Source organism: Tessaracoccus lubricantis (assembly GCF_039544535.1).
GTDB lineage: Bacteria > Actinomycetota > Actinomycetes > Propionibacteriales > Propionibacteriaceae > Arachnia > Arachnia lubricantis.
Map to the genome: position 1 here is coordinate 1 of NZ_BAABLV010000010.1, position 25,775 is coordinate 25,775.

The following is a 25,775-nucleotide window of genomic DNA, read 5'->3' on the forward strand; positions in this document are numbered from 1 at the left end:
TATTTGGCATTGACTTAAAGCACACTGTTGAGTTCTCAAGTTTCGGGTGCGACCCGCACATCCACCACTCCAACAAGAGCGATTTCCGCTTGGGGCAACTCGATCAACTTTACTTACCGTTTTTCAGCCTGTCAAATCGGCCGGTTTGGCTTGTTTCGTTGAGTTTTTGTTTTGCCGCTTGGGCAACCCGCCGAACTTTACTCACTGGCTTTCCGGCCTGTCAAATCGTGTGATCTGGCCGGATTGCCACCAAATAGAGCTCAATCCCCATGTGACTGGGGGTTTTGCCTGTCAGGCGGTCGCTTGCGCGGAGACCAATATTAGACACATCCTGCGGCGGATGCAAAATCGCGGTAGTGCAATGACGACGCCCGGGCGTGTCGCGGGGCCGAGCCGCCGTTGGCAATCGGCCTTGGCTAGGGCCGATAGTCGTCGTGGACCCTGATGGAGCTCAGCTCGATGGTCCAGTCGTGGCACGTCCAGTAGTGCAGCCGCCTGGCTCCCGGGGTGTTGGCCTGGAGGCTCACCCGCCAGCACACCTCTCCCCCGTTCCTCGTTCGGGCCGGGTTGTCGCCACCCTCACCGGTGCGAAGTTGGTATCGGCCCCTCGAGTCGAGTTCCGCGTCCAGCCCGGTGAGCACGTGGACGATCACCTCAACCACCTTGTCCCTGGCAATTCCCTCCACCTCGGCCATCGTGGCGAGGAAGTGGTCGCCGAACCGATGCGGGCGCAGCCGGAGTTCGTGCTTCTGCGCCGGCGGGATCATCCGTGCCCATGCGGCACCGATCTCGAAGTCCAGCTGGTCGGCGTCCCCCTCGAAGAGCCTGTCGACCGCGGTGACCGCCCCCTGCCTGCGCTTCAGCCGCTTCTGTGCCGCCCGGAGCCGCTTCCTGCTCTCCTGCAGCTGAAGCGTGAGCTCCTCGATCTCGTTCTCCGCCCTCCTGAGCCGCTTGATGATCAGCGCCTTCTCGCGCTGCTGCTCCGGAGTGAGCCCAGTGGACTCCTCGGCCCCTTCAGGCGCCTCGTCGTCCCCGGCTGGTTCCGCCTTGTCCACGGTCACCAGCCAGGGTGGGCCGCCGTCGAGCACCGACGGCGCGGGGACGGCCTCGGCAGGGTCCGCGGCGTCGAGCATCGAGAGGAGCCACTGGCCGGCCTCGGGTTCGCCGAACCACAGCGCCACCACGTCGCCGGCGGCCACGAGGTCGGCGACGGTGGCGCCATCCTCCGCGATGTCCTCCGCCCCCACGCGGCGGACCTCCCCCGGGAACAGCTCGACATCGCACCCGCCGCCGTCGACACCCACCACCCGGGCCAGCACCGTGTCGCCGTCCCGGTAGCCCGAGAGCGCGTCGACGGCCGAGCGCCGCATGCCGGTGACGTCGATGCGGCGCGACTCCGGGTCGAACGTGCCGACGACCCTCATCCCCTTGCAGAACAGCCGCTCCGCCGCGAGGTCGGGCAGGACGAGCTCGGGCCACAGCGTGCCGCCCATCTGTACGCCCGGGATGGTCACCAGCGCGCGGTCGCCGATGACGCCCTGCACCTCGCCCGTCACCACGCAGGGGGCTTCGGTGCCGGAGCCGAGCGTCAGCCCACCGCGGGCGGCCATCGAGAGCGCGTCGGAGATGAGTTGGCGGGTGACCTTCACCTTGTCGGAGGGCCCATAGGCGAAGCGCAACGGCGAGAGGTAGGGATCCGCCGTCCAGTCGTCGCCGATGGGATAGACGCGGGAGGCGCCGCCGTAGACCTGGCACTGGTCGGGCACGGCCTGCGAGAAGGCCCAGCTGGCTTCGGCTCCCGTGATCTCGGCGACATCCGCCAGGCCGGCGAGGTCGGCGCGCAGCTCCTCGGCGTCGACGTAGGCCGCGGCGGCGCCTGAGGCCCGCGTGATCACCACCACGGGCCGCTTCCGTGCCGGCGTCGTGAGGTGCGCCGCGAGCGCCGCGGCCGAGGCCGGGTCGTCGACGATGCGCACCCCGTCGGCTGGGGGCGACGGCGGCCCCGGCTTGGGCACCGTGCCCGGGCCGGCCGGGGCCACCCGCGGTGCCGGTGTCGCCGTCGGGGTTGCGGCGCTGAGGGCACGGCGGACGTCGTCGGCGATCCTCGACTGCATGGCGCGCCGCTCTGCCTCGTCGCGGCCGAGGTGCAGGGAGAGGGATCGTGGGTTGCTCTGCCAGCGGTCGCCGGGCGGGTAGACGCGGCAGGCACCGAGGAAGGCACTGGCCTCCTTCCCCACGGCGTCCGAGAGCGCAAACGTGAGGTCCTTCGAGGGGAGCGTGACGACGTCGATGTCGCGGCCGAACTCCCTGGCAAGGTCCGGTGCGGACACGAACGGCTGGTTGGCGCCGTCGGCCACGGTCAGCAGCACGACGGGGCGCGTCCGGCTCGAGGAGCGGAGGTAGGTGACGAGCAGGCCGACGTCGAGCCGGTCGCGCAATGCGACGGGGGCGTCTGTGGGGAACTGCATCGTGCCTCCTGTCCGGACATCCCCATCATCAAGGGTCGGGGCAGCCAACCGCGGCGGATATGGACAGCCCGCTCACTGACCCCGCTCTGTGGTTGACTCTCGGCATCCCACGGGTGCCCGGGCACGGGCTGAGATCAAGCTGATGCCGCTTGGACCGTCGAACCTGTCCGGGTCATGCCGGCGAAGGAAGAGAGATTCCGATGGAAATCCATCCGCAGCACCGTGCCGTCACCATCTCCGACGGGGACGTCCGCGTCCCCGTCACTGCCATCAGCCTGGCGGAGTCGCCGGGTGGCGTACCGAACGCCGACGTGCACGTCTACCGCACCTGCGGGCCCACCGCCGATCCCGTGGAAGGCCTGGCGCCCATGCGTCAGGAGTGGATCGACGCCCGCGGTGACACCGAGGCCCACGAGGCCCGGCCCCGCGACCTCGCCGACGACGGACGCGCCGCCGTCCGGCGAGGTGCCGCCTCCGAGCAGTGGCGCGGCCGCCGCCACGAACCCGTCCGGGCCCTGCCCGGCAAGCGCGTCACGCAGATGCACTACGCGCGCAACGGCATCATCACCCAGGAGATGCGCTACGTGGCGCTGCGGGAGGGGGTCGCCGTCGAGAAGGTGGTCGAGGAGGTGGCCGCCGGACGCGCGATCATCCCCTCCAACGTGAACCACCCCGAGAGCGAGCCCATGATCATCGGGCGCGCGTTCCTCACCAAGGTCAACGCCAACATCGGCAACTCGGCGGTGACCAGCTCGATCGCCGAGGAGGTGGAGAAGCTCACGTGGGCCACCCGCTGGGGCGCCGACACCGTGATGGACCTGTCCACCGGCGACGACATCCACACCACGCGCGAGTGGATCATCCGCAACAGCCCCGTGCCCATCGGCACCGTGCCGCTGTACCAGGCGTTGGAGAAGGTGGACGGCAAGGCCGAGGACCTGACGTGGGAGGTCTACCGCGACACGGTGATCGAGCAGGCCGAGCAGGGCGTCGACTACATGACCGTGCACGCCGGCGTCCTCCTGCGGTACGTGCCGCTGACCGCCGAGCGCGTGACGGGCATCGTCAGCCGCGGAGGCTCGATCATGGCGGGGTGGATGTTGGCGCACCACCGCGAGTCGTTCCTCTACGAGCACTTCGACGAGCTGTGCGAGATCTTCGCGGCCTACGACATCGCCTTCAGCCTGGGCGACGGGCTGCGGCCCGGCTCGATCGCCGACGCCAACGACGAGGCGCAGTTCGCCGAGCTCCGCACGCTCGCCGAGTTGACCGAGCGGGCGTGGGCGTACGACGTGCAGGTGATGGTGGAGGGCCCGGGCCACATCCCGCTGCACCTGGTGGAGGAGAACGTGCGGCTCGAGCAGGACTGGTGCCACGGCGCGCCGTTCTACACCCTCGGGCCGCTGGTCACCGACATCGCGCCGGGCTACGACCACATCACCTCGGCGATCGGCGCCGCCGTCATCGCCATGCACGGCACGGCGATGCTCTGCTACGTCACGCCGAAGGAGCACCTGGGGCTGCCGAACCGCGACGACGTGAAGACCGGCGTGATCACGTACAAGATCGCGGCCCACGCGGCCGACGTGGCGAAGGGCCACCCGGGTGCGCAGGTGCGCGACGACGCGTTGAGCAAGGCGCGGTTCGAGTTCCGGTGGCACGACCAGTTCGCGCTGTCGCTGGACCCTGACACCGCCATCGCGTTCCACGACGAGACCCTGCCTGCCGAGCCGGCGAAGACGGCGCACTTCTGCTCCATGTGTGGGCCGAAGTTCTGCTCGATGAAGATCACCAGCGACATCAGGGCGCGTTTCGGCTCCGGCGCCGACGCGGAGTCGGGCATGGCGGCGAAGTCGCGGGAGTTCCGGGAGAAGGGCGCGCAGGTCTACCTCGACATCTCCGAGGTGAGGACCGCCTGATCAAGGCGCTCAGGGCGGGCGGGCTGGCCAGCGGTCGGCCCGCCCGCACTTTTCTCTTCCTCAGCGGCGGGTCGGTGTGGATAATCCACACCGGGTGCCTTTTGAGGAAGAGAAATCCTGGGCGAGCCGCCTGAACGCGCTGCAGCGTTCCGTTTGGACCCCACCCAGAGGGCTCGCGGGCTACCCTCGTCCACCATGGGGGACGACAGCAGTGCTCAGTACGAGTTCAAGCGGTGGCGGCGGTACGGCAAGGACCGCCTGTACGTGACGAGGGTGGCCGACTCTGAGCAGGTGGGCTACTTCGACGTGGTGGCCGGAACCCACCACCCGGGGCAGCCTGCGCTGTCCGACGAGCTGACCGCCGCCGTCGGAGCATGGAGTCGCCCGGAGGGTGAGCCGAGCCCGAGCCCGGCTCCCGAGCCGGCCGCCCCCGGCCGGTCGAAGGACCCGGATGCCTCGCCGGCACCTCCCCCACCGACCGTCATCGACCTCGCCCACAACGCCCCCGGCATCTCCCTCCAAGCCCAGATCGACGCGGCGCACGCCGCAGGTCAGCGGGCCACCCTCCTTCGCCGCATCTTCCTCGGCAAGCACGCGCGCTCCCCCTGGGAGCGCGGTGCGATCGGCGAGCGGCTGGTCGCGGCCGAACTGCAGAAGCTCCAGGAGAAGGACCCGCGCTGGCTGTTCCTCCACTCCATCCCGGTGGGCGCCAACGACGCCGACATCGATCACCTCCTCATCGGCCCAGCCGGCGTGTTCTCCATCAACTCGAAGAACCACGCGGGGATGAAGGTGTGGGTGGGCGGCAACACGTTCATGGTCAACGGCGTGCGCCAGCCACACATCCGCAACTCGCGCCACGAAGCCAAACGCGCCGCGAAGCTGCTGTCGCAGGCGGCCGGCTTCGACGTCCACGTCCGCGGCATGGTGGTCCCCATCAACGCCGACGACTTCACCGTCAAGGCCCAACCCGACGACGTCACGGTCATCAACCGCAACCGCCTCCGCAAGCACCTGCGGCGACTCCCGGAACGGCTGCCCCAGCCCACCGTCGACATACTGTTCGAGCACGCGCGCCGCAGCACCACGTGGCTCGGGTGATCGCCCAGCACCACCCCGACGAGCACCTCGCGGCGGTACAGAACCTCTGCCGCAGGAGTTCGACCGCGCCGGCCTCCCCTGAGCCGTGCGGCGCACCTGGCCGGGTGCCGCCCTACGCTTGACCGGTGACCACGGAAATGATCGCGGCCCTTGCCGCAGGCGCACTCGCCCTCGTCGGCCTCGCGGGCATCGTGGTGCCGGTGCTTCCCGGCAGCTTGGCCATCGGCATCGGCGCGCTCGTGTGGGCCATCTGGGGAGGCTCCTCCTGGGGGTGGGTGGCGTTCGGCATCGCCGCAGTGCTCCTGGTCATCGGCGCCGTGAGCAGCTGGCTACTGACTGGCAGGTCCCTGCAGCAGCGTGAGGTGCCGAAGTGGCCGGTCGTCGTCGGCGTGGTTGCCGGCATCGTCGGCGTCTTCGTGCTGCCCGGCTTCGGGCTGCCGATCGGCTTCGTGCTGGGCCTGCTCCTGGCGGAGTGGTACCGGTTGCGCGACTTCCGCCAGGCCGTGGCCACCAGCCTGGCCACCGTCAAGGCGCTCGGGCTGGGCATCCTCGTGGAACTCGCCTGCGCCATGGTGGCCGTGGTGGTGCTGGCGATCAGCATCGTCACCGCTTGGTGACCATCGCCGACCCCAGCACCCCCGAGCACCACGGCTGGGGCGTCCGCCGGACGCCAAGCACCCTCAGTGCCGCGACGTCGTGGGCTCCTCCCGTCGGCGCAGGCGGGCCACCGCGACGGCGGCCGCGGTCAGCACCAACAGCCCTGCCAGCCCGGAAGCCGCGGCAAGGCCGTCACCGCCACCGGTGGACGGCAGGCCCGGCCGAACCGTCGGGGTCGTGGGCCTGACCGACGACGGCGTGCTCGGCGTCGGCGTGGCCGGAGTCGGCGTGCTCGGCGTCGGGCTCCCGGGAGTCTGCGTGGTGGGCGCGGACGGTGTCGGGCTGACGGGTGCTGCGACGACGTCGAGCGACAGGACCAGCGTGTCCTCGTCGCCGTCCGGGTCGGTGGCGGTGATGGTGACGGTGAACGAACCCGCCGCCGCGAACACGTGGCTCACTTCCGGCTGTTCCGAGCTGACGACCTCGACCACCGGCGTGCCGTCGCCCCAGTTGACGCGGTAGGTGATGAGCGCATCCGACGCCGACGGGTCATCGGCTCCCACCCGGATCGTGACCGGCTTGCCGGCGACGAAGGGCCCGACGGGCTCGTCGACGATCGCCAGCGTCGGGGCCGCATTGTCGACCCGCAACTCGACCGTCGACTCGGAGATGAGCCCGTCGACCTCGGCTCGGATCCCGATCTCATGGGTGGCGGGGCCGTCGTCGATGCCGAAGGCAACCAGCTCTGCCCACGTCAGGGTGACGACGGCGCCCGTGGCGTCGGTGTGGTCGCCGTCGCCGTCGAGGTCCCAGCCGATGGTGGCCGCCGGGCTGGAACCCGCCGCCGACAACGTGACGCCGTCGCCCTCCGAGATCGCCTCGGGCGTCTCGGCGGCGGCGATCGGCATGACGTCGATCCGGGCGCCCTGGGAGCTGGCTCCGAAGCCGCCGCTGGGCGCGTAGACGGCCGTGATGGTGCGGACGCCGGCGGGGAGCGTGGTGGTGAGTTCCGCCACGCCGTCGACGAGGGCGACCGTGCCCAGGACGGTTCCGGACAGCGTCGCCGTGGGGGACGCGGCGAGGACCTGGGCGGTCTGCAGCGCCGGCGTGCCTTCCAGGAACGTGACGGTTCCGGTCGGGGTGGAGGCGGGCGCCGTCACCTCGGCGCGCAGCGTCACGGGCTCGCCGTCGACGATGGTGGCCGGCGGGGTGAAGCTCAGGGTCGTGGTGCCGTCGACCACGACCTCGAGGGGCGTCGCAGCGCTGTCGGTCCAGTCGTCGGCGCCGGTGTAGCTGGCGGCGATGGTGTGGTTGCCGGTGGTCAGGCCCGGGACCGTGAAGGTGACGGTGCCGTCGCCAGCCGGGGTGCCCGCGGCGACGGGGGTGCCGCCGTCGACGGTGTAGGTGACGGTGCCGTCGGTGACCGGGCCGTCGGCGGCGGTGACCTGGGCGGTGACCTCGAGCTCGGCGCCCAGCGGGATGAGGGCGTCTGCGGACAGCGTCACCGCGGTGCCGGACTGGGCCGTGACGACGATCTCGTCCGCGGTGCTGTCGGTCCAGGCCCCCGTGCCCGTGTAGGAGGCACTGATGGTGTGGCTGCCCCGGGTCAGGCCCGGGAGCGTGAACGTGACGATTCCCTTGGTGTTCAATGCCTCCGCGGCGACGGGGGTCCCGCCGTCGACGCGATAGGTGACGGTGCCGGCGGTGACGGGTTCGCCGCCGTCGAGCACGGTGGCGGTGACGGTCACGGGGTCTCCGGTGTCGACCACCTCCGGGGCGGCCAGGGTGATGGCGGGGACGGTCTGGACCATCACGGTCGCCGCGGCGGCGGCGGAGTCGGTCCAGTGGTCGGCGCCCGTGTACTGAGCGCGGATGACGTGGCTGCCCGGCGTCAGGCCGGCCGGCGTGAACGAGACCTCGCCGTCCGCATCGGGGGTGCCCGCAGCGGTGGGGGCGCCGCCGTCGACCGTGTAGGTCACGGTGCCGGCGGTCACGGGGCCGTCCGCACCGATGACGGTGGCGGTGACCACCGGGCCCGTGCCGTGGAGCACCGTCGCGGGGGCCGACAGCGTGGTCGTCGTCGCGGACTGCACCGTCACGGAGGCGGAGGCGGTGGCATCGGCCCTGAACTCGTCCGCACCCCGGAAGTTGACGACGAACGGGTGCGCGCCGCGCGGCAGGGTGAGGTTGAGCCTGGCCACTCCGGCCGCGTCCGTGGTCCGGACGAACGACAGGTCACCGTAACGGAACGTCACGGTGGCACCGCCCTGTGCACTGCCATCGATGGTGAGCGTGGCCGCGAGTGTCACGGTCTCACCGACCGCCGCGGTGGCGGGCGCGTCGAGTGTGAGGCTCGTGGGTGCCAGGGCGGTCACCGTGACCGGGGCCGCCGTGGAGTTCGTCCAGCCGCCGACACCCGTGTAGGTGGCGGCGATCGTGTGGATGCCGCCGGTGAGCCCCGGGACGGTGAAGGTGACGCTGCCGTCCGCGTCCAGCGCGCCGGCGGCGACGGGGGCGCCGCCGTTGACGGTGTACCTGACGACGCCGTCGGTGACCGGGCCGTCGGCTGCGGTGACCGTGGCGGTCACGGTGACGCCTGCCGAGGTCAGGACGGGCGTCTCAGCCTCGAGCGCCACGGTGGTGGCCGACTGGACCGCGACCGTCACCGGGGTGGCGGTGCTGTCGGTCCAGTCATCGGCGCCGGTGTAGCTGGCGGCGATGGCGTGGTTGCCGCGGGTCAGGCCCGGGATGGTCAACGTCACCGTCCCGTCGGCGGCGAGGGCTGCTGCCGTGACGGGGGCCCCGCCGTCGACGGAGTAGGTGACGGTGCCCTCGGTGACCGGGCCGTCGGCGGCGGAGACCGTGGCTTTGATCTCGAGGTCCTCGCCGATGGGCAGGGTGGTAGGCGCCGTCAGCGTGAGCTCAGTGCCGGACTGGGCGGTCACCGTGATCGGCGTGGCGGTGCTGTCGGCCCAGGCACCCGTCCCCGCATAGGAGGCGCTGATGGTGTGGCTGCCGCGGGTCAGGCCCGGGATGGTGAAGGTGACGGTTCCTCCGCCGTTCAGAGCGGCTGCGGTGACGGGGGGCCCGCCGTCGACGCGGTAGGTGACGGTGCCGTCGGTGACCGGATCGGCGCCGTCGCGCACGGTGGCGGTGACCGTGACGGGGTCGCCGGTGTCGACGACGGATGGGCCCGTCAGGGTGATGGCCGGGACGGTCTGGACGACCACGGACACTGCGGCGGCGGTCGAACCGGTCCAGTTGTCGGCGCCCGTGTACTGGGCACGGATGACGTGGCTGCCCTGCGCCAGGCCGGCCAGACTGAACGACACCGTGCCGTCAGCACCCGGAGTGCCGACCACGACCGGGGCACCGCCGTCGAGCGTGTAGGACACGGTGCCGGCGGTCACGGGCCCATCGGCGGCCAGCACCGTGCCGGTGACCACCACGTCCGTGCCGTGCAGCACCGTGGCGGGGGCGGCGAGGGAGACCGTCGTCGGGGACTGCACCGTCACCGAGGCCGTGGCGGTGGAACCCGACACATAGGCGTTCGGGCCGGTGTAGGTGAAGGAGAAGGTGTGGCTGCCGCGCGGGACGTCGGCGACGGTGAAGCTGGCCTTCCCGTCGGCGCCCACGGTCTTCGTGGAGGTCGAGTCGTCGTGGCTCGCGTGCATGGCCACCTGGCCGCCCGTCACGGCACCGTCCGGCGCGGTGACCGTTGCGGTCATCGTCAGCGGATTGCCCAGGGCGACGGTGGCGGGTGCAGCGATCGCGACGGCGGTGGAGGCGACGCTGGTCACGGTGGAGGTGGCAGACGTCGAGTCACGCCAGCCGTCGGCACCGGTGTAGTAGGCCACGAGTTGGTGCGCACCACGGCTCAGCGCCGGGATGGTGAAGGTGGCTGCGCCCGCCGCGACCGGGCCCGCCTCGACGCGAGCCCCGCCGTCGACGGAGTAGGAGATGGTGCCGGTGCCGACCGTTCCCGAGGGCGCATTGACCCTGGCGGTGACACTGAAGCTCGAGCCGGCGGCGACGGTGGCGGGAGCAGTGAGCGACACTGCGGTGCTGGCCTGCGCCGTGATCGTGACCGGCGTGGCGGTGCTGTCGTCCCAGTTGCCGGTTCCTGAGTAGGACGCGGCGACGGTGTGGACACCGCGCGGGATCACTGGCAGCGTGAGGCTGGCGGTTCCGTCGGGCCCCACGGGGCTGGTGGAGGCATGGCCGTCGACGGTCCAGGTGACGGTTCCGCCGGTCACGGGCGTGTTGTCGCCCTCGACGGCGACGTTGGCCGTGACCACCACGTCGCTGCCGGCGCTGACCGTGGTGGGGGCGTTCAGCGTGATCGTGGTGGGATTGCTGGTCCTCAACTCCAGGCACCACTTGTCCAGGGCGCCCGCATCGCCGACGGCGTCGTCGGCCACGTAGAGGGACCACAGGCCGTTGGGCGAAACCCCGGTGAACGCGTCAGCGAAGGTGGTGTGCGTCGACGGGGTGGGAGCCGGGGCCGGGAAGACGTCGGTGCCCGACTCACCGTAGTTCGTGGGCGTGATCACGAGCTGGCCCGTCAAGTCCGTGACCTCGTAGCCTTCGTCGGTGACGATGACGTCGCGGGCGGGATCGAGGCTGCCGGGCACGTCGCTGAGGACGATGAGGCTCTCTCCCGTGGGCGAGACCAGCATGACGTCAAGGTCCGCCGTGAAAGGGTGCCTGAGGCCATCGAGGTACACCCGGGCGTAGGTGACGGTGCCCGTCTGGCCGGAGACGAGCACCCGCTTCGGGTACACGCTCGCCGGGCCATCGCTGATGGTGAGGGGTGCGGCGTTGCAGACTCGGAAGCCTTCGGTGACGGACTTGGAGATGACCTCGTGGGAGAAGGTCGCTGCGCTCGACAAGTGCTCGGCGCTGCCGGAGTACGTGGCCGTCACGGTGGTGATGCCCTCGGGGAGGCTGGTTGACGCAACTGAGACCTGGGCCCTGCCTGCGGCGTTCAGTGAGCCGGTGCCCAGCGTTGTTGCGCCGATGTGGAAGCGCACGGTGCCCGTGGTGACGGGCTGGCCGCCCGAGGTGACCTCCGCCCACAGGGTGGACGTCTGATCGGTGAAGACCTGGCTCACGAGCGATCCGGCGCTGGTCTGGGTGGCGGCGGCGGTCGTCGCGGTGGTGATTGTCAGGCTCCATCCGCCGGCGATGATGCCGTCGTCGCCGGTGGCGTTGTCAGTGACGTACAGGCGCCACGTGCCGTTGGGGGCGAGGCCGGTGAAGGCGGCGGCGAATGTGGTGGCGCCTCCCGGGGACGGCGCAGGGGCCGGGAACGTGTCCGGGTATCCGTTGTTGTTCGTCGGCGAGTAGGTGCCGCTGGGCAGGGGCCCGGTCGCGGGGAACGCTCCTGCGCCGTCAGCCAGGGTGATGGTGGCGTTGCTCGCAGGCAGCCAGCTGTAGGGTTCCCCGGCATCCGACATCACGATCATGGCTTGGCCGGTGGGGGCCACGAGCATGACGTCCAGGTCGCCCACGAACTCGTGCGTCACTCCCCTGAGGGCGAGGGAGACGTTGGTGATGGGCCCGTTGAGGCCCGAGACGGTCACCGGCGACGGGTACGGCGTGGTGCTGGCCGGGCCGGTCTCCGTCGGTGAGGTGACGTTGATGGGGGTGCTGTTGGTGAAGGTGGTGGGCCCGTCGGCTCGCGCCTGCACAGGGTTGGCCCCGACACCGATCCCCCCTACCACCAGCAGGACGGCAAGCGCCGCACTGATACGTCGTCGGATCTTCGCCCCAAGGTACATACGTGGCCTCTCGTGCCCTGTGTCGACAGCATCCCCTGCAGTCTCGACACCCCCCAACCGGGCAGCCGCCCGGACCAGTGCCATTCTGGGGCAACGACGGCAGTGAGTGATTGTCTGTTCACAAATTGATGACATGCGTCGGGCGATGAAGGTGGATTGTCCGCCGTTGCCCACTATGCGGTCAGGCCTTGCGCGCCCATCCCGGCCGGCAATATCGTCGTCGCGGATCGCACGCACTCGACGGGCGACGACACATTGCGGTGCGGCCGGGGGGCGGAACATGACAGGCATTGCTCGACGAACGATGTTGCGGACTGCCGCCGTTGCCGTGCTGCTCCCCGTGGGGATGGGGGTCGCCGCCGCGGCCTCCAATCGCCCGGGCGCGATCAACCCCGACGGAAGGAAGGCGCTCGAAGCCGCCGTCGGCTCTGGGTTCAGGCTCGTGTCGCCCGACGGTGTCGTCACCGCCACGCTGAGCGAGGTACGCGACCTGATGCACGCGGCGGCCGGCGACCCTGAAGCCTTCTCGGCCGTCTTCCGGCTCGACGGTGACGCCACCACTGCCGTGGGCACCGGGCTGGTGGACGTCGACGGCCCCGGGACGCAGTGGCGCGACGTGGGCCTGATCATCGACGGCGAACCCGGGCGACGAACCGCGGTCCTCGTCGTCGACCGCCGCCCAGTGTCCGTCCACCTCGCTCACGCCGCCAGCCTCTGATCCCACCCCCTCCTCCAGACAGGACCCACCATGCTCGAACCGTTCCTCGGCACCATTGCGTTCTTCGGCTTCAACTTCGCGCCCAGGGGCTGGGCCACCTGCGAAGGCCAGATGATGGGCATCGCGCAGCACTCCGCCCTCTTCGCGCTCCTCGGCAACCAGTACGGCGGCGACGGCCGGGTGACCTTCGCCCTGCCTGACCTCCGTGGCCGGTTTCCCATGGGCCGGGGACAGGGCCAGGGCCTGCCGCCCTACACGCAGGGCCAGATGGGCGGCGCGCCCCATGTGACGCTGACCCAGAACAACCTGCCGGCGCACACCCACGGTGTCGCCACCTCCACCCAGTCGACGTCCAAGGCCCCGCAGGGCAACGTCCCCGCCGTGTCGACGGGTGGCGCCGCCTACGGTTCAACGCCCAACGGTGGCGCCATGAATCCAGGCATGATCCAGCCTGCAGGCGGGAGCCAGCCGTTCTCGACCATGCCGCCGTACCTCGTCGGCAACTGGTGCATCGCGATCGAGGGCGTCTTCCCGTCGCGGGACTGATCCCCGTGCAGTGAGGGGGCGGAGGCTCGGCGGAAGCGCTGTCCGACGAGGATTCCGGGCGAAGCGACGGATCTCTTGCGGTCGCTCCAAGGTGACACTGCCCGGGACCGCCCAGGGTCGAGGGCTGATCGTCAGGCCCGGCGGATCAGGCGGGCGGCGACCCCAGCGTTGTCGCCCAGCAACCGCAGCAGCATCTTGGTGCTCTCGGCCGCGTGCCGGAAGCCCACATCCGGGGGGCCGTCGACGCGCCACCCTGCGGCTTCGAACAGGGCCCCGTACAACCCGCGATCCCTGTAGTCGTCCCGCCCGGCCGCCGCGCCCAGAAGCAGGATCAGCCCGGCGTCGACCTCATACTTCTCCTTGCCCAGCGGCACGGCGTCCACGATCGTCTGCCACAGCAGTTCCGGCCTGGCGGCCACCTTGCGCCCCTTCGGCGTCAGCACCAACGAGCCCTTGTACCTGCGCACCAAGCCCAACGCCATCGCCGACTCCCGGAGGAACAGGACCGGGGCGGTGTTGACCTCGGTGGTCGGCTTGAACGGGTGGTTGTGCGCGAGCGCGGGGCTCAGGCCCGCGAACAGTTCCTTGACCACCGCCGGCGGCAGGTACCCGGCCTGCGTGAGTTTGATGCCGTCGGCCCCCACTCTCTCGAGCAACAGTCGCAGATCGGCGAGGGCCTCCTCCACTTCTTCATCGCTGGCGAGCGGTTGCCTGTCGACGGCGGCCCCCAGCTGCCGCACCAGCGTGGGCTGCACGGCAGACAACCGCACGCAGAGGCCCACCACCTCGGGATGCCAGCCCTCCATCGTGGGCCACTCGAGCGCCTTGATCGCTTCGTTGGCCTCATCGGAGTCGAAGTGATCCGGGTCGTATCCGGGCGGAGCCCACTCCCGCAGCGTCTGCGCCCACTCCGGGTCGACGTCGTGCGTACGCCCGGCGAGCACGTCAAGCAGTTGCTGGTGTCCGGGAACGCCCCCGACGTCCTCCAACGGGCAGGCCCCCTGGCCCGCCAAGCACCGGACCTCCGCGAAGATCCCCTCCCACGGCTGGATGGATTCGAGGATGACGGTGTGCTCCCAGCCATCGCCGAAGTCGTACTCGTAGTACAGGCGATGACCCAGCTCGCCGAGCACCTCGTCGAGACGCACGTCCGCCTCTTTCGTGCCTTCCTCGCCCTCCTCGATGTCGAGCTCCGTGACGAAGGCAGCGACGTCGCGTGCCAGCTCGCCGGGACCCATCCGGAAGGCGTGCAGGTGCGAATCTGCCCAACCCATGACGGCCTGCATCACCTCGTGGAAGTCCTTCAGCGTCATGTCGCTGGGCACCACCACTTGCCGCCAGATCTCCGGCTCCACATCGTCGAGCCGGATCCACAGCACGTAGGCGACGCGCTTGACGCGGCGAGCGAGCAGCGTGGGTTGCCTCAGCTCGGGCATGGCGAAGGCCGGACCGACCCCCAGGCGCTGCAGCAGCCCGTCGATCCCGCCTGATTCGGAGATGAGCTGGTCCGCGAGCTCATCGATCTGCCGTCGCCTGTCGTTGTCCTTCGTCATGGCTCCCGCCCGTGGTTGCGTGTCGACACCGTCCAACGCCCTGTGATGCCCTGCGCCGGCACTAGGAAGCTTAGCCGTGGTCGGCCTGGCCACTCACAAAGAGCAAGCCGGCGCCGAAGATGCCTGCCGCTACCCTGTGGACATGTCCCTGGGCCCAGTTGGCATCGACGCCATGGTCACCGCGCTCGTTGCGTCTCTGTCGCGGAGCTTGGCCGAGAAGTTCAGCGTGTTCCGCGGATGCACCACGGCACCCACGAGAAACAACTCTCCAACGTGTTCGCTTGGCTCCTGCGCCCCGACGGCCCCCACGGGTTGGGCAGCAACCTTCATCGCAGGCTCAAGTCCGAATCACATGGACCTTAGCCGCGGCTGCCAACATTTTCTTCAGGATGATGGGGGTGGCCCATTCTTCGGCACGGATTCGCTGTTTCGGCACTTGGCATGAACGGCATCGAAACGTGGTGCCGCACACCGTGAGATTCCGAGCTACCGCTCGACAGGCTCAAGCACCTCGTCGAGCGTCGGGTACGACTCCTGCGCCCCACGACGGCCCACCGCCACCGCCGCCACCCTGGCGGCGAAAGCCGCCGCCTCAGGCAGGGAGGCGCCTTCGGTAAGTCGCACAGCTAGGGCGCCCACGAAGGAGTCGCCAGCCCCGGTGGTGTCAACGGCAAGCACAGGCAAAGCGGGCACGTGCACGGGCACGGCCGACCGCTCAGCCACGTAGGCACCCTCGGCACCCATGGTCACGACAACCGACCGCGCTCCCAAGCCGAGTAGGGCCGAGGCCAGCTCTGCTCCGTCCAAGGTGCTGCGATTGCCCAGCAGGTAGGCAGCCTCAGACTCGTTCACCACCAGTGGGTCGCAGGCCCCGAGCAGCTCTTGCGGCAGCTCCCGGGGCGGCGCGGCGTTCAGCAAGAATCGGCCATGCCGGCCCAGCCGTGCCGCGGCCAGCACCGTCTCCATCGGAATCTCGAGCTGCACGACCACCACCCGCGCGGCCGCGAGCACTTCGCTGCCCCGGACCACGGCCTCCGGCGTCACGTGCCTGTTCGCGCCGGGAGCCACGATGATCGAGTTCTCGCCGTCCGGGGTCAACATGATGATCGCGACCCCGGTGGGCGCCTCGGACTCGGCCAACTCTCGAATGTCCACGCCCGCGTCGAGCAGCGACGTGCGCAGCAGTTCGCCCGCCCCGTCAGCGCCGACAGCGCCAACGAAGGCGACATCACCGCCGAGGCGACCCGCAGCAACGGCTTGGTTCGCGCCCTTCCCCCCGGGGGTGAACACCAGGTCGGATCCGAGGATGGTCTCCCCGTCGGCAGGGCGGTGATCGATCTCCACGACGTGGTCGACATTGGCTGAACCAACGACAACGATCCCAGCGCCCTTCATCGTCAGCCCTTCGTCGCGCCGGCAGTCAGGCCGGACACCACGTACTTTTGCGCGGCCAAAGCAACCAGCATGACGGGCAGCGTGATGATGACCGAGGCCGCCATCAGGCCGCCCCAATCAACGGAGGCGTACGCGGTGAAGTTGGAGATCGCCACGGGCAGCGTGCGGGTCTGCTGGCTGGAGAGGACCAGCGCGAAGAGGAAGTTGTTCCAGCTGAAGATGAACGCCAGAATCGCCGAGGTCGCCAAGCCTGGGACCGACAGCGGCAGCGCGATCCGCAGGAAGGCGCCGATCCTCGTGAGCCCATCCACCTGGGCGGCTTCTTCCAGGTCAACCGGCACGCCATCGAAAAAGCCGGCCATCACCGCGACGACGAACGGCAGGGTCACGAAGACGTGGGTGGCGATGAGGACGGGGTAGCCGCCCACCAGGCCGAGGTTCGAGAACACGAAGTACCACGGCACGAGGAGGCTCACGCCGGGCAGCACGCGGGCCAGCATGAGGAACGCCGTGGCATTCCTGATCCGGTAGCGGGCGATCACATACGCCGCGGGCGCCCCCACCAAGAGCGCGATCAGGGTGGAGACGAATGCCACGAAGAACGAGTTGAACACGAACGGTGCGAAGTCGTAGCGGTCCAACACGTTGGTGTAGTTGCTCATCGTGAAGGCGCCCTGGAGGAATCGGCTGGGGTCAACGATGTCCAGGTTCCGCCGGAAGGAGGCCAACACCATCCAGGCGATGGGCACCAGGAGAACACTGAGCACCACTGTGATGGCCAGCGCCCGCAAGATGCCGAGGGTCCGCTTCTTGTCCTTGGAGGTCATGCGACGACGACCGGGCATGTGGGTGGCAGTCATCGCTGACCCGCCTTTCTGAGGATCTGGATCACAGCCAGCGACGCGACGATCAGCAGCAGGAACACCATCAACAGGGCGGAGGCGCGTCCATACATCGAATGCTCGAAGCTTTCGCCGTAGGCCAGGATGTTCAGGGTCTCCGCCTCGTGCCTGGAGCCGCCGCCGCGCCCCTTCGTCGCGTAGATGATGTCGAAGGACTTCAGCGCGTCGATCGCGCGGAGCATCGTGGCAGCCGCCATGGTCGGCCACAGCATGGGAACGGTGAGGTGACGGAACCGCTGCCAGGCGTTGGCCCCGTCCACGGCGGCTGCCTCGTAAGGCTCATCCGGCAGTGACGTCAGCCCAGCCAGCAGGATCAAGGCCATCATGGGAGTCCACTGCCACACGTCAATCCAGATCAGGGTGTTCAGCGCCTGATCGGGGTCCGTCAGGAACCCCTGCTGCGGGAGACCCAAGTTCTGCAGGACGTAGTTCGCCATCCCGATATTCGGCTCCAAGATGAGCAGCCACATCATGCCGATGGCCACGGGGGTGGCCACCAGCGGCATCAGGATCGCCGCGCGCACGAACCCCTGCCCCCGGAACGTGCGGCGCAGGAGGAGCGCGATCGCGAGCCCCAGCAGCAATTCCAGCACCAGGGCGAACGCCGTGTAGTAGACAGTCCGACCAGCCGCCGGCCAGAACCTCACGGTGTCGGTGAACCAGTAGATGTAGTTGTCGAGGCCGACGAACCGGAACGGTCTCGACACGGCCCCTTGCGAGTTGGTGAAGGACAGGAAGACGGTGTACGCGATGGGGAAAATGATCATCACGGCGATGTAGATGATCGAGGGAAGGATGAAGATCCCCCGCACACGCTTGTTGACCCAGGTGCTGGCGGCACTCGACCGGCTCGCAGCGCTGAGGGCCGGGGTGGTGGTCGTTGCTGTCATGCAGCGCCTCCTTGCTAGCGGTGGCCGCGCCCTCGGGCGCGGCCACCAGATGAGGTTGAGGTCTACTGGCCGTCGCTGTCCAGGAGCTCCTGGAACTGGGCGTTGGCCTGCTCGGCGGCTGCAGCGACATCGCCGCCGTCGATAGCGGTCACGACCGGCGCGCCGACGAACTCGCGGGCCCGGGCGACCTGCTCAAGCTGCGGACGGTCGTGCCCGATGGCGGTCTCGGCGGTTGCCTTGACGTTGTTCACCAGGCCCTCAGGGAAGGCCGAAGTTGCGGCCTCATCTTCCCAGCTGGAAACCCGCGGCGAAGGCACGGTGTCCTCGGCCATGAGCGTCTTGAACATGTCTTCGCTCGTCGCCCACTGGATGAAGTCCCAGGCGGCATCCTTCTTCTCCGAGTAGGCATTGATGCCGGCGGTCCACGGAACGATGCTGTACGGGTGGGCGCCGGCAGGGCCCGCCGGGAACGGCGCGTAGTCCACCGTCTCCACGACAGCGGATGAATCCGGGTCGAGGAACGTGTAGGCCTGCGAGTCGGCGTCGAGGTAGAACGCCGCCCGTCCCTGCGCGAACAGGGCCGAGGCCTCGACCCAGCCCATGGACGTCACACCGACGGGGCCGGACTCACGAAGGAGTCGCCCGTAGGTCTCGTAGGCCTCGATCGCCTCGGGGGTGTTGATGGTGGCGGTGTCGCCGTCCTGGAAGTCGCCACCGAAGGAGTACAGGAACGAGGAGAACTGGGTCACAGCCGGCACGTTCTGCCCGCGCATGGCGATGCCGGTCATGTTCTCGTCCGGGTTGTGCAGCGCCTTGGCCGCCGCCTCGAGCTCTTCGAGCGTGGTCGGCACCTCAATGCCCGCCGCCTCGAGGAGATCCTTGCGGTAGTACATGACGTGGCGCTCGGTCATCAGCGGCACACCGTAGATGGCACCATCGAGAGTGACGGCGTCACGGGAGGACTCCTGGAAATCCTCCCAGTTCCACCCCTCGGCACCCACCCTGTCAGAGACGTCGGTGAGCCACTGATTGCGGGAGAACTCACGCATCACGTCCTGGACCTGGAAGACCATGACATCGAAGTTCGAGTCCGACGAGTTGAGCTTGACCTTGTACTGGTCGTTGAGCTGTTCGTTGCCGTAGGTCTCGATGTTGACCTCGACTCCGGTTTCCTCCTGGTACTCAGCGAGGTGCTTTTCGATGCCCTGGACCCACGGGTTGTTTCCGGACACGACTGTGATCGAGGTCACGTCCGCGTCCTGGGCAGCGCCGCCCGCGCCGCCGCCGCAGGCGGTCAGGGGCAGGACGAGCGTGATGGTGGCTGCTGCTGCAGCGAGGTTTCGGGTGAGCTTCATTGGTCGATTCCCTTCGTTGTCAGTTCTGGATGTTGAGGGGCTTGCGTCCGGCAAGCCGTTCGTTGATCGCTCGTGCAGTGACGCGGCCCACCTTGTCGTAGGCCTCGTAGGTGTCGGCGGCACCGTGACACGTGCCCACGACGTTGGGCAGTGAGAGGAGAGGGTGGTCGGCGGATGGCGGCTCCACCTCCCACACGTCAATGCCAGCGGCCACCGGCACGCCGGAGACCAACGCGTCGTACAGCGCCGGTTCGTCGACGACGCCCCCTCGGCTGGTGTTGACGAGGATGCTGCCTGGCCGCATGGAGACGAGCTGCTCGCGCGACACGATGTGGTGGGTCTCGGGCGTGTGGGGCAGGTGCACGCTCAGGAAGTCGCAGCCGGAGACGACCTCGTCGAACGTGGCAAGCCGAACCTGTAGATCAGCGGCCCGGGAGGGGTCGGCCCACGGGTCGTAGGCGATGAGTTCGACCTCGAATCCCCTGAGCCGGCGGGCCAGGTTCTGTGCGGTCATCCCGAAGCCCAAGAGGCCAACGGTCTTGCCCGTGATCTCCACGCCGGTCATTCTGTCCCAGCCGCCGGCGTGCAAGGTGCGGTCCTGTGTGACGATCTGCCGTGCCGCCGCCAGCATCAGGCCCAGCGCGAGTTCAGCCACAGCGTTCGCATTTCCGCCCGGGGCGTTGGTGACGTCTACACCCAACTCGCGGGCAGCCTGACGGTCGATGTTGTCGAGGCCCACGCCGAGCTTCGCCAGGATCTTGAGCTTGGATGCCTGCGCGATGAGGTCAGCGTCCCAGTCATCCATCCCGACGATGGCGGCGTCGATGCTGGGCGCGAAGCGCTCCAACTCCTCTCTCAGGAGGGGCACCGAGCTCGTATTCAGGATCAGCTCGTGGCCGGCTGATTCGAGCATCTCGCACGCCACTGGGCACAACTCCCGGAAGCGCACAGGCCCTACTAGTACACGTCCCATGTCACGATCCTTGCAGCAAGCCGATGGCTCGCAGAGCCTCAGTGATCGCGCGCTTGGTGTCGTCGGATGGCTGATCGATGGACATCCGGCAGGCGCCGCCGTCGAGCCCCTGCAGCGAGAGCGCATACTTGAGGTTGGCGATGCTGGGGCCGAGGAGGGGGACGATGAGTTCGATCTGCTGTTGGGCGGCGGCCACCGCAGCCTCGTCGCTGGCGCGGTAGGCCTCGCGGAACGCGGCCCACGGCTCGGGGCAGGCGCCGGAGACGCCGGAGACGGTGCCGTTGCCGCCGGCGGCCATCACGTGTGGGAGATCTGCGTCGTTTCCGGACCACAGCTTGATGCCATCAGGAGCAGCGGCGAGGTACTCGTCGACGCGGGCGCTGGCGGAGGCCGACACCTTCAGTCCGTCGATCCCGCTGGCCAGGACGGCGGGCAGGTCTTGCGGCAGGAGGTCGGTCACAGCCACGTCCGGGTAGATGTAGCCGTAGAGCTCGCCATCACATGCCTGCTTGATAGCACCCCAGTGGCGCGTGATGCCGTCGACGCTGGCCGGCAGGTAGTAGGGGGTGATCGCCGCGAACCGCGTCGCGCCGAGCGACCGCGCGCTGTGCGTGAGTTCGAGGGACTGGCGCGTACTGGGGGCGCCTACGTGAACCACGACCCGCTCAGGGCCGAAGACATCAAGCGTCGACTCGACGATGCGCCCGTGTTCGTCGAACGAGAGCGACGGGAACTCCCCCGTCGTGCCCGCGGCGAAGACACCATCGACAAGGGGCTCGATCCGCTCCAGATTCTCACGGAGGGCCTCGAAGTTGACCTCCCCTGCATCTGTGAAAGGCACGGTGAGTGCGGAAAGCACTTCAGGAACAACCATTTGCTACACCTAACATCTTCGTTAACGGTTAACGGTTTACCGTTGACTGACGTTAGCACTATAGTTGGGCGCAACACAAGCAGAAGGCCATCTGCTTCCAGCCAATGAAGGGTACCGCCGCATGTACAGCCTCCGCTCCGTGTCGCTTGGGGATCGACTTGCTGACTTCCTGCGGCTCGACATCGTCCAAGGCAGAATCGCTCCCGGGACCCATCTGGTGGAGGACGCGCTCGCCGAGAAGTTCGGAGTGAGCCGGGGGCCGGTGCGTGACGCGCTACGCCTCCTGACGGGCGAGGGGTTGCTGGAATCCCGCCGCAGGGGCATCTACGTGAAGTCGTTCACAGCCGCGGACATCGATGAGCTCTACGCCATCCGGGAGGCCGCCGAGCAGCTTTCCTGCCGGCTGGCTATCTCAACCTCGGAAGCCGCAGATTGGGAGACTGCCCAGGAACTCGTCGAGGAGATGCGCCAAGCCGCACTTGCAGACGACCGGCCGCGTTACGCCAAGGCAGACCTGGCCTTCCACACCGAGTACTACCTCAATTCGGGCAGCCCCCGTCTCCTCAGCCTGTGGGAACAGTACCGCCCGATATTCGCGACGCTCCTCGAGGTAACCAACTCACAAGATTCGGATCTAGGCCCCTCAGCCTCCGATCACACCGAGTTGATGGACCTGACGATCAAGGGTGACGCGAAGTCGTTCGCAGCGGAGTTGACGCGCCACCTTGCGGGTTCCCGAAGGCGGATGCACGAGGCTCTGAGAATTCGGGACGAGGAATCCGCGGAGCGGTAATTTGCAGTGGCCGGAGCCGTCTTCGCGAGTGGGATCCCCACTGCAAACCTCAGCGACCGGACATCTATCCACCGTGCAAGCGCACGGCCTCAGGTGAGTCACCGTCCCTCACAGCGCTTCGAGGACGACGCCCGCGAGGCAGAGTTCCACTGCCGTCTGGAGCATCGCCATTCCCAGTCCAGGCCACACTGGAATCCAAGCCGCCGAACCTGACCAGATTTCGAGCGCCGTCGACAATCGTCTCGTGGCAGACCTCGACGATCCAGTGCCTGGACGCCCGCATCACTTGGTCCCAGCGGCCCTGGATGTGACACGTCGCGCCTCTGAACTCCTCATCTGGAAGGAGCGAGATCCGCACCGCCAGGTGCTCTGCATCCCGCAGTGGGACCCTTCTCGTGACCAATTGGCATGCCACATCAGGGCTCCTCCCGGATAGGTCTGCGCCTCGGTGAGCCCCGCCCGCCACGTGGCCACCTCCTCCATCAGACGCGAGTCCTGGCGGGGAGCCGCCCACGCCGGACGAAACCGCACGAGCACCGGTGCCTGGTCTCGATGACTGTGGACATGGTGAACCTCTCCGAGTGAAGCGAATGGTGGTTGTTGGGCGAAGTCACTCGGTGCAATCGCAGGCACCGGTCAGGGGAAGCTGATTGTTGCAGTGGCTGCAGCTCCCTGCGCTCCCCAATGGCCCGCCGTAGGACACGTCACGGCGCTTGGAAAGGACGCGCCACTGCGACTTCCCGCGGAGAACTGCCGGCACGAACTAGGCCGGGAAATCGATGTAGCCCGGATGGATGCTGGCCACCACCCGGCCGTTGGTGTTGCGGCAGAGCACGTACTACTTGCCACCGTGCGGTTGACACGGCCCCGAGGGAGGCGAGGTCCTCTTTGATGATGCGGATGTCGCCCTGACTCCAAGCGTCGCGCCGCATGTGGGTCTTCTCCAGGGTGATGGTGATCGAGGTCATTTTCGGCCCTTCCTGAAGCTCTCCCGACACTTTGAATATATAGGCCACCACTGACATTTTTGAGCGTCAGAAGACCTCCCTCAAGGCTGTATTTGCCCTGATCAAGGGCGCGCCATGGGGTAGCGATGGTCACCTATCCACGGCCAAGAGAGCCCCCGTTACAGCCGAGAACCACGAGCGCTTCCCGGTGTGCACCCTCACCTGACGGCCGCTGTCATCGGGGAGTACGACCACGCCCTGTGGGCCCATCGAATGGGGTCACGCGCCTCGCGGCAAGGCCCTCCATGTGTCCGGCTCGAGCACACACGTCTCGTCAACTGATCCCTGCAGTTCGTAGAGTCCGACTCGTGGCCGACGGAAGTGATACACCCGAGCCAGTACATAGGAGTCCCACAGATCACGGCTGACCTCCACCTCATTGCGGCTGACGATCATCGGCCAGGTGATGCCTCGCCTGGTGGTTTTGACCTCGATGTGGCGGGGATGCTCGTCAACGGTCCAGGACTGGATGTCGAAGCCGGCACCATCACCATCTTCCACGCTGACGTGACGCACGGCTTCCGCCAAGTCTGGCCTGCCAGCCTTGCGCAAGCGGAGACGTTCGCGGTCCAGTACCAATAGTTCGCCAGCCAACCCCAGTTGCCTGTTTGCAGCCTCCAGCGCTACGAAATCCGTATGCAAGGGGGTCGGCCGGCGTCGGCTAGCCGTAAACGACACCTCAGGCGGCTCCGCGACGTCCCACTGGATGTCTACCCGCGGCATGGCGCCGTCGGTGACCTCACTGCGCATGAGCTCGACCAATTGCGGGCGTGAAGACAACGCGTCGTCCAGGGCACGGGCCAGGTCAGCCTGATAGTTGCCCCGCGGCTTGTAGCCGTCGATGTAGGGAGCGTGGATGTCACGCAGGGCTGCGCTGACGTTGGCGAACTTGAATTCGACGGACCCCTTGCTTCGCCTCGTGAGCTGCTGCACGCGTTGGTTGGCCGCGCTCTTCACGTACGCCTGCTTGCTCAACTCTTGCTCAAGCATGGTCAGATACTCGCTGACGACAACCGTGTTTTCTTCCCGCGTCCAGTCAACCGCCATGGGCGAACTCTATCTCCCAGACACTCAGGGGATTTGCAGGGTGTGGGGTTTGCCTCCCATGGAATGGGGCATGGTTGTCCCATGACTGATCCGAGCGTTCCGATCAGCGAGGAAACCCGGCGACGCATGTCACGGATACGCAGCAAGGACACGACGCCGGAGTTGAGGCTCAGGCAGAGGCTGCACCGCCTTGGCTACCGGTACCGGGTGAACGCCAGACCCGAGCAGGACCTCCGGTACACCGCCGACCTCATCTTCACGCGCGCCCGCGTCGCCGTTTTCGTTGATGGGTGCTTCTGGCATGGGTGCCCCGAACACTTCGTCACGCCCAAGACCCGGACGGATTTCTGGCTCGCCAAGATCGACGGCAACTCTGCCAGGGACCGGATTTCGACACACGCGCTGGAAGAGGCAGGCTGGACGGTCGTGCGGATCTGGGAGCACGTGCCAGTCGAGGAGGCAGTCGCCATGGTCACGGCAGCGGTGGAACAGGCCAGAAGGGGCCCGGGCAGTTCGCGAACATGAACGCGGAACCTACAAGTCCCGGATGCCTTGGAGTTGATTGCCCAGCCACTCAGCCATGGCCACAGGCACGGCATTGCCGATCTGGGTGAACTTCGGCAAGTCCCTCTCCCAAATCCCGGCGTCAGGATCACCCGCACGCCTACGGCCACCCGTCGTCCGAGGCCCCGAGAACTCATACCAGTCGGGGAAGCCTTGGAAACGGGCCCACTCACGGACCGTGAATGCGCGGTCCTCCTGGAAGTGGACGAAGTCATCAGGCAGGGAAGCCACAGTCATTGTGGGGCCGCCCGCCGGCCACTTCCTGGGAATGGGGCGTTGGTTGAACTTCCTGGTCTGCAGGCCCCTGGGCACCGGCCGCCCCGTGCGAATTAGCCGGAAGCGCTCCTGAACGCGCTCAGAGTGGCGGGAGAACTCTTGGTCGGTGATGGTCTCGCCCTTCGCCATCACACTGCCATCCCGGCGCGTCCGGAGCGCCAACTGGACGTCATTCTGGGGATCCTCGTGGTATACATCGACGACACCCCCGGGAGACCAGGGTACAGAAAGCAGGTCCCCCAGCATTTCAATCGGGTCGGGCGGACGGACGAGGACCGAATCGTCTCGCGGCGGAAGCAGCCCGGCAGGCTCCCCCATGACTTCGGCCACGTCGGGACGCAGCCCCAACAGGATGATGCGTGGCCGGTTCTGGGGTACCCCTAGCCGCTTGGAGGGGATGAGCATCCAGTCGACCTTGTATTCGTGACCGCGCTTGTCCTTGATCCGCTTGAACTCGGTCAGCACGGCGCGCCAGATCTCCCCGCGAGCTCCCCCCTTGGTCCATTTGGAGGTGAGGAGGCCCGCCACGTTCTCGAAGATGAACGCCTTGGGCTCGAGGGCCGAGACGGCCCTTGCCATCTCCCTGTACAGGTGGTTGCTGGGAATCTCTGCCTTGTCGAGGTTGAAGGTTCGCCGATGTCCGATCCCGGAGTACCCCTGACACGGCGGCCCGCCCGCAACGAGGTCCACGTCGCCACCGCTTGCCTCACGCACCTGGTCCTTCAGGCGGGCCAAGGACGGCGCGCTACCCGTAAGGTCGTGGATGTCCTTCGCCTGGTACTCGGGATCGTGGACGACCGAGTCGGCCGGCTGGTTCCTGACATAGGTCGACAACGCGTGGGGGCTGATTTCGTTGACGAAGACCGAGTGGAAACCAGCTCGCTCCATGCCCAGGGACATGCCACCACAGCCCGCAAACAAGTCGACCAAGCTGCCCATATGACCATCCTTCAAATCCGCAGGCCAGGATATTGCTGACCTCCGTGGAGGTCAAACGACCGCCACTAGCAGCAC

At 68.0% G+C, this 25,775-nt stretch carries 19 protein-coding genes and 1 riboswitch; of the genes, 8 read left to right on the plus strand and 11 right to left on the minus strand.

Annotated features, from left to right (window positions below; translation table 11 throughout):
- Positions 1-233: hypothetical protein (locus ABEA30_RS03210; protein WP_345578903.1), on the plus strand; the 233-nt coding region annotated here is incomplete at its 5' end.
- 183 nt (positions 234-416) lie between these two features.
- Here the strand turns inward: ABEA30_RS03210 and ABEA30_RS03215 are convergent.
- Positions 417-2,468, minus strand: coding sequence for a hypothetical protein (locus tag ABEA30_RS03215; RefSeq protein WP_345578906.1), 2,052 nt, complete (start codon positions 2,466-2,468; stop codon positions 417-419).
- 99 nt (positions 2,469-2,567) lie between these two features.
- A riboswitch (TPP riboswitch) is annotated at positions 2,568-2,674 on the plus strand.
- On the opposite strand from ABEA30_RS03215, the gene thiC reads away from it, so the two are divergent.
- The 3 genes from thiC (at position 2,669) to ABEA30_RS03230 (ending at position 6,105) form a co-directional block, all read left to right on the plus strand.
- On the plus strand, positions 2,669-4,387 hold the full coding sequence (thiC, locus tag ABEA30_RS03220) for a phosphomethylpyrimidine synthase ThiC (protein WP_345578909.1): 1,719 nt from the start codon (positions 2,669-2,671) through the stop codon (positions 4,385-4,387). Its footprint overlaps the riboswitch before it by 6 nt.
- A gap of 195 nt (positions 4,388-4,582) precedes the next feature.
- Positions 4,583-5,488, plus strand: coding sequence for a nuclease-related domain-containing protein (locus tag ABEA30_RS03225; RefSeq protein ID WP_345578912.1), 906 nt, complete (start codon positions 4,583-4,585; stop codon positions 5,486-5,488).
- 125 nt (positions 5,489-5,613) lie between these two features.
- On the plus strand, positions 5,614-6,105 hold the full coding sequence (locus ABEA30_RS03230; protein ID WP_345578915.1) for a DUF456 domain-containing protein: 492 nt from the start codon (positions 5,614-5,616) through the stop codon (positions 6,103-6,105).
- Between the two features lie 63 nt (positions 6,106-6,168).
- On the opposite strand, the gene ABEA30_RS03235 is transcribed toward ABEA30_RS03230, so the two are convergent.
- On the minus strand, positions 6,169-11,778 hold the full coding sequence (locus ABEA30_RS03235; RefSeq protein ID WP_345578918.1) for a beta strand repeat-containing protein: 5,610 nt from the start codon (positions 11,776-11,778) through the stop codon (positions 6,169-6,171).
- 394 nt (positions 11,779-12,172) lie between these two features.
- On the opposite strand from ABEA30_RS03235, the gene ABEA30_RS03240 reads away from it, so the two are divergent.
- Together ABEA30_RS03240 and ABEA30_RS03245 are read left to right on the plus strand one after the other, a co-directional pair.
- Positions 12,173-12,586 (plus strand): hypothetical protein, encoded by a 414-nt coding sequence (locus tag ABEA30_RS03240; RefSeq protein WP_345578921.1) that lies wholly within the window; start codon positions 12,173-12,175, stop codon positions 12,584-12,586.
- Positions 12,587-12,616: 30 nt separating this feature from the next.
- Complete coding sequence (locus ABEA30_RS03245; RefSeq protein ID WP_345578924.1) at positions 12,617-13,132, plus strand: phage tail protein; 516 nt, start codon at positions 12,617-12,619, stop codon at positions 13,130-13,132.
- Positions 13,133-13,263: 131 nt separating this feature from the next.
- On the opposite strand, the gene ABEA30_RS03250 is transcribed toward ABEA30_RS03245, so the two are convergent.
- From ABEA30_RS03250 to ABEA30_RS03280, 7 genes are all read right to left on the minus strand, one after another.
- Positions 13,264-14,685: a plasmid pRiA4b ORF-3 family protein gene (locus tag ABEA30_RS03250; RefSeq protein WP_345578927.1), complete on the minus strand. Its 1,422-nt coding sequence runs from the start codon at positions 14,683-14,685 to the stop codon at positions 13,264-13,266.
- A 486-nt stretch (positions 14,686-15,171) separates the two neighbouring features.
- Entirely contained in the window at positions 15,172-16,080 is a 909-nt protein-coding gene (gene rbsK / locus ABEA30_RS03255) for a ribokinase (protein WP_345578930.1), read from the minus strand.
- Positions 16,081-16,082: 2 nt separating this feature from the next.
- Complete coding sequence (locus ABEA30_RS03260; RefSeq protein WP_345578933.1) at positions 16,083-16,940, minus strand: carbohydrate ABC transporter permease; 858 nt, start codon at positions 16,938-16,940, stop codon at positions 16,083-16,085.
- Entirely contained in the window at positions 16,937-17,872 is a 936-nt protein-coding gene (locus ABEA30_RS03265; protein ID WP_345578936.1) for a carbohydrate ABC transporter permease, read from the minus strand. The genes ABEA30_RS03260 and ABEA30_RS03265 overlap by 4 nt, the downstream gene beginning before the upstream one ends.
- 62 nt (positions 17,873-17,934) lie before the next feature.
- Positions 17,935-19,227, minus strand: a complete 1,293-nt coding sequence (locus tag ABEA30_RS03270) for an ABC transporter substrate-binding protein (protein WP_345578939.1) — start codon at positions 19,225-19,227, stop codon at positions 17,935-17,937.
- Positions 19,228-19,246: 19 nt separating this feature from the next.
- The gene (locus ABEA30_RS03275; protein WP_345578942.1) at positions 19,247-20,200 is read right to left on the minus strand and encodes a phosphoglycerate dehydrogenase; all 954 of its coding nucleotides are present in this window, start codon (positions 20,198-20,200) and stop codon (positions 19,247-19,249) included.
- Position 20,201: 1 nt separating this feature from the next.
- Positions 20,202-21,074 (minus strand): dihydrodipicolinate synthase family protein, encoded by an 873-nt coding sequence (locus tag ABEA30_RS03280; protein ID WP_345578945.1) that lies wholly within the window; start codon positions 21,072-21,074, stop codon positions 20,202-20,204.
- A 121-nt stretch (positions 21,075-21,195) separates the two neighbouring features.
- Here ABEA30_RS03280 and ABEA30_RS03285 point away from each other — a divergent pair, with 121 nt between their 5' ends.
- The gene (locus ABEA30_RS03285) at positions 21,196-21,867 is read left to right on the plus strand and encodes a GntR family transcriptional regulator (RefSeq protein WP_345578948.1); all 672 of its coding nucleotides are present in this window, start codon (positions 21,196-21,198) and stop codon (positions 21,865-21,867) included.
- Between the two features lie 1,226 nt (positions 21,868-23,093).
- Here ABEA30_RS03285 and ABEA30_RS03290 read toward each other — a convergent pair.
- Positions 23,094-23,921, minus strand: coding sequence for a protein NO VEIN domain-containing protein (locus tag ABEA30_RS03290; protein ID WP_345578951.1), 828 nt, complete (start codon positions 23,919-23,921; stop codon positions 23,094-23,096).
- A gap of 81 nt (positions 23,922-24,002) precedes the next feature.
- Here ABEA30_RS03290 and ABEA30_RS03295 point away from each other — a divergent pair, with 81 nt between their 5' ends.
- The gene (locus tag ABEA30_RS03295) at positions 24,003-24,446 is read left to right on the plus strand and encodes a very short patch repair endonuclease (RefSeq protein ID WP_345578953.1); all 444 of its coding nucleotides are present in this window, start codon (positions 24,003-24,005) and stop codon (positions 24,444-24,446) included.
- A 9-nt stretch (positions 24,447-24,455) separates the two neighbouring features.
- Here ABEA30_RS03295 and ABEA30_RS03300 read toward each other — a convergent pair whose 3' ends face one another.
- Entirely contained in the window at positions 24,456-25,700 is a 1,245-nt protein-coding gene (locus ABEA30_RS03300; protein ID WP_345578956.1) for a DNA cytosine methyltransferase, read from the minus strand.
- Between the last annotated feature and the right edge of the window lie 75 nt (positions 25,701-25,775).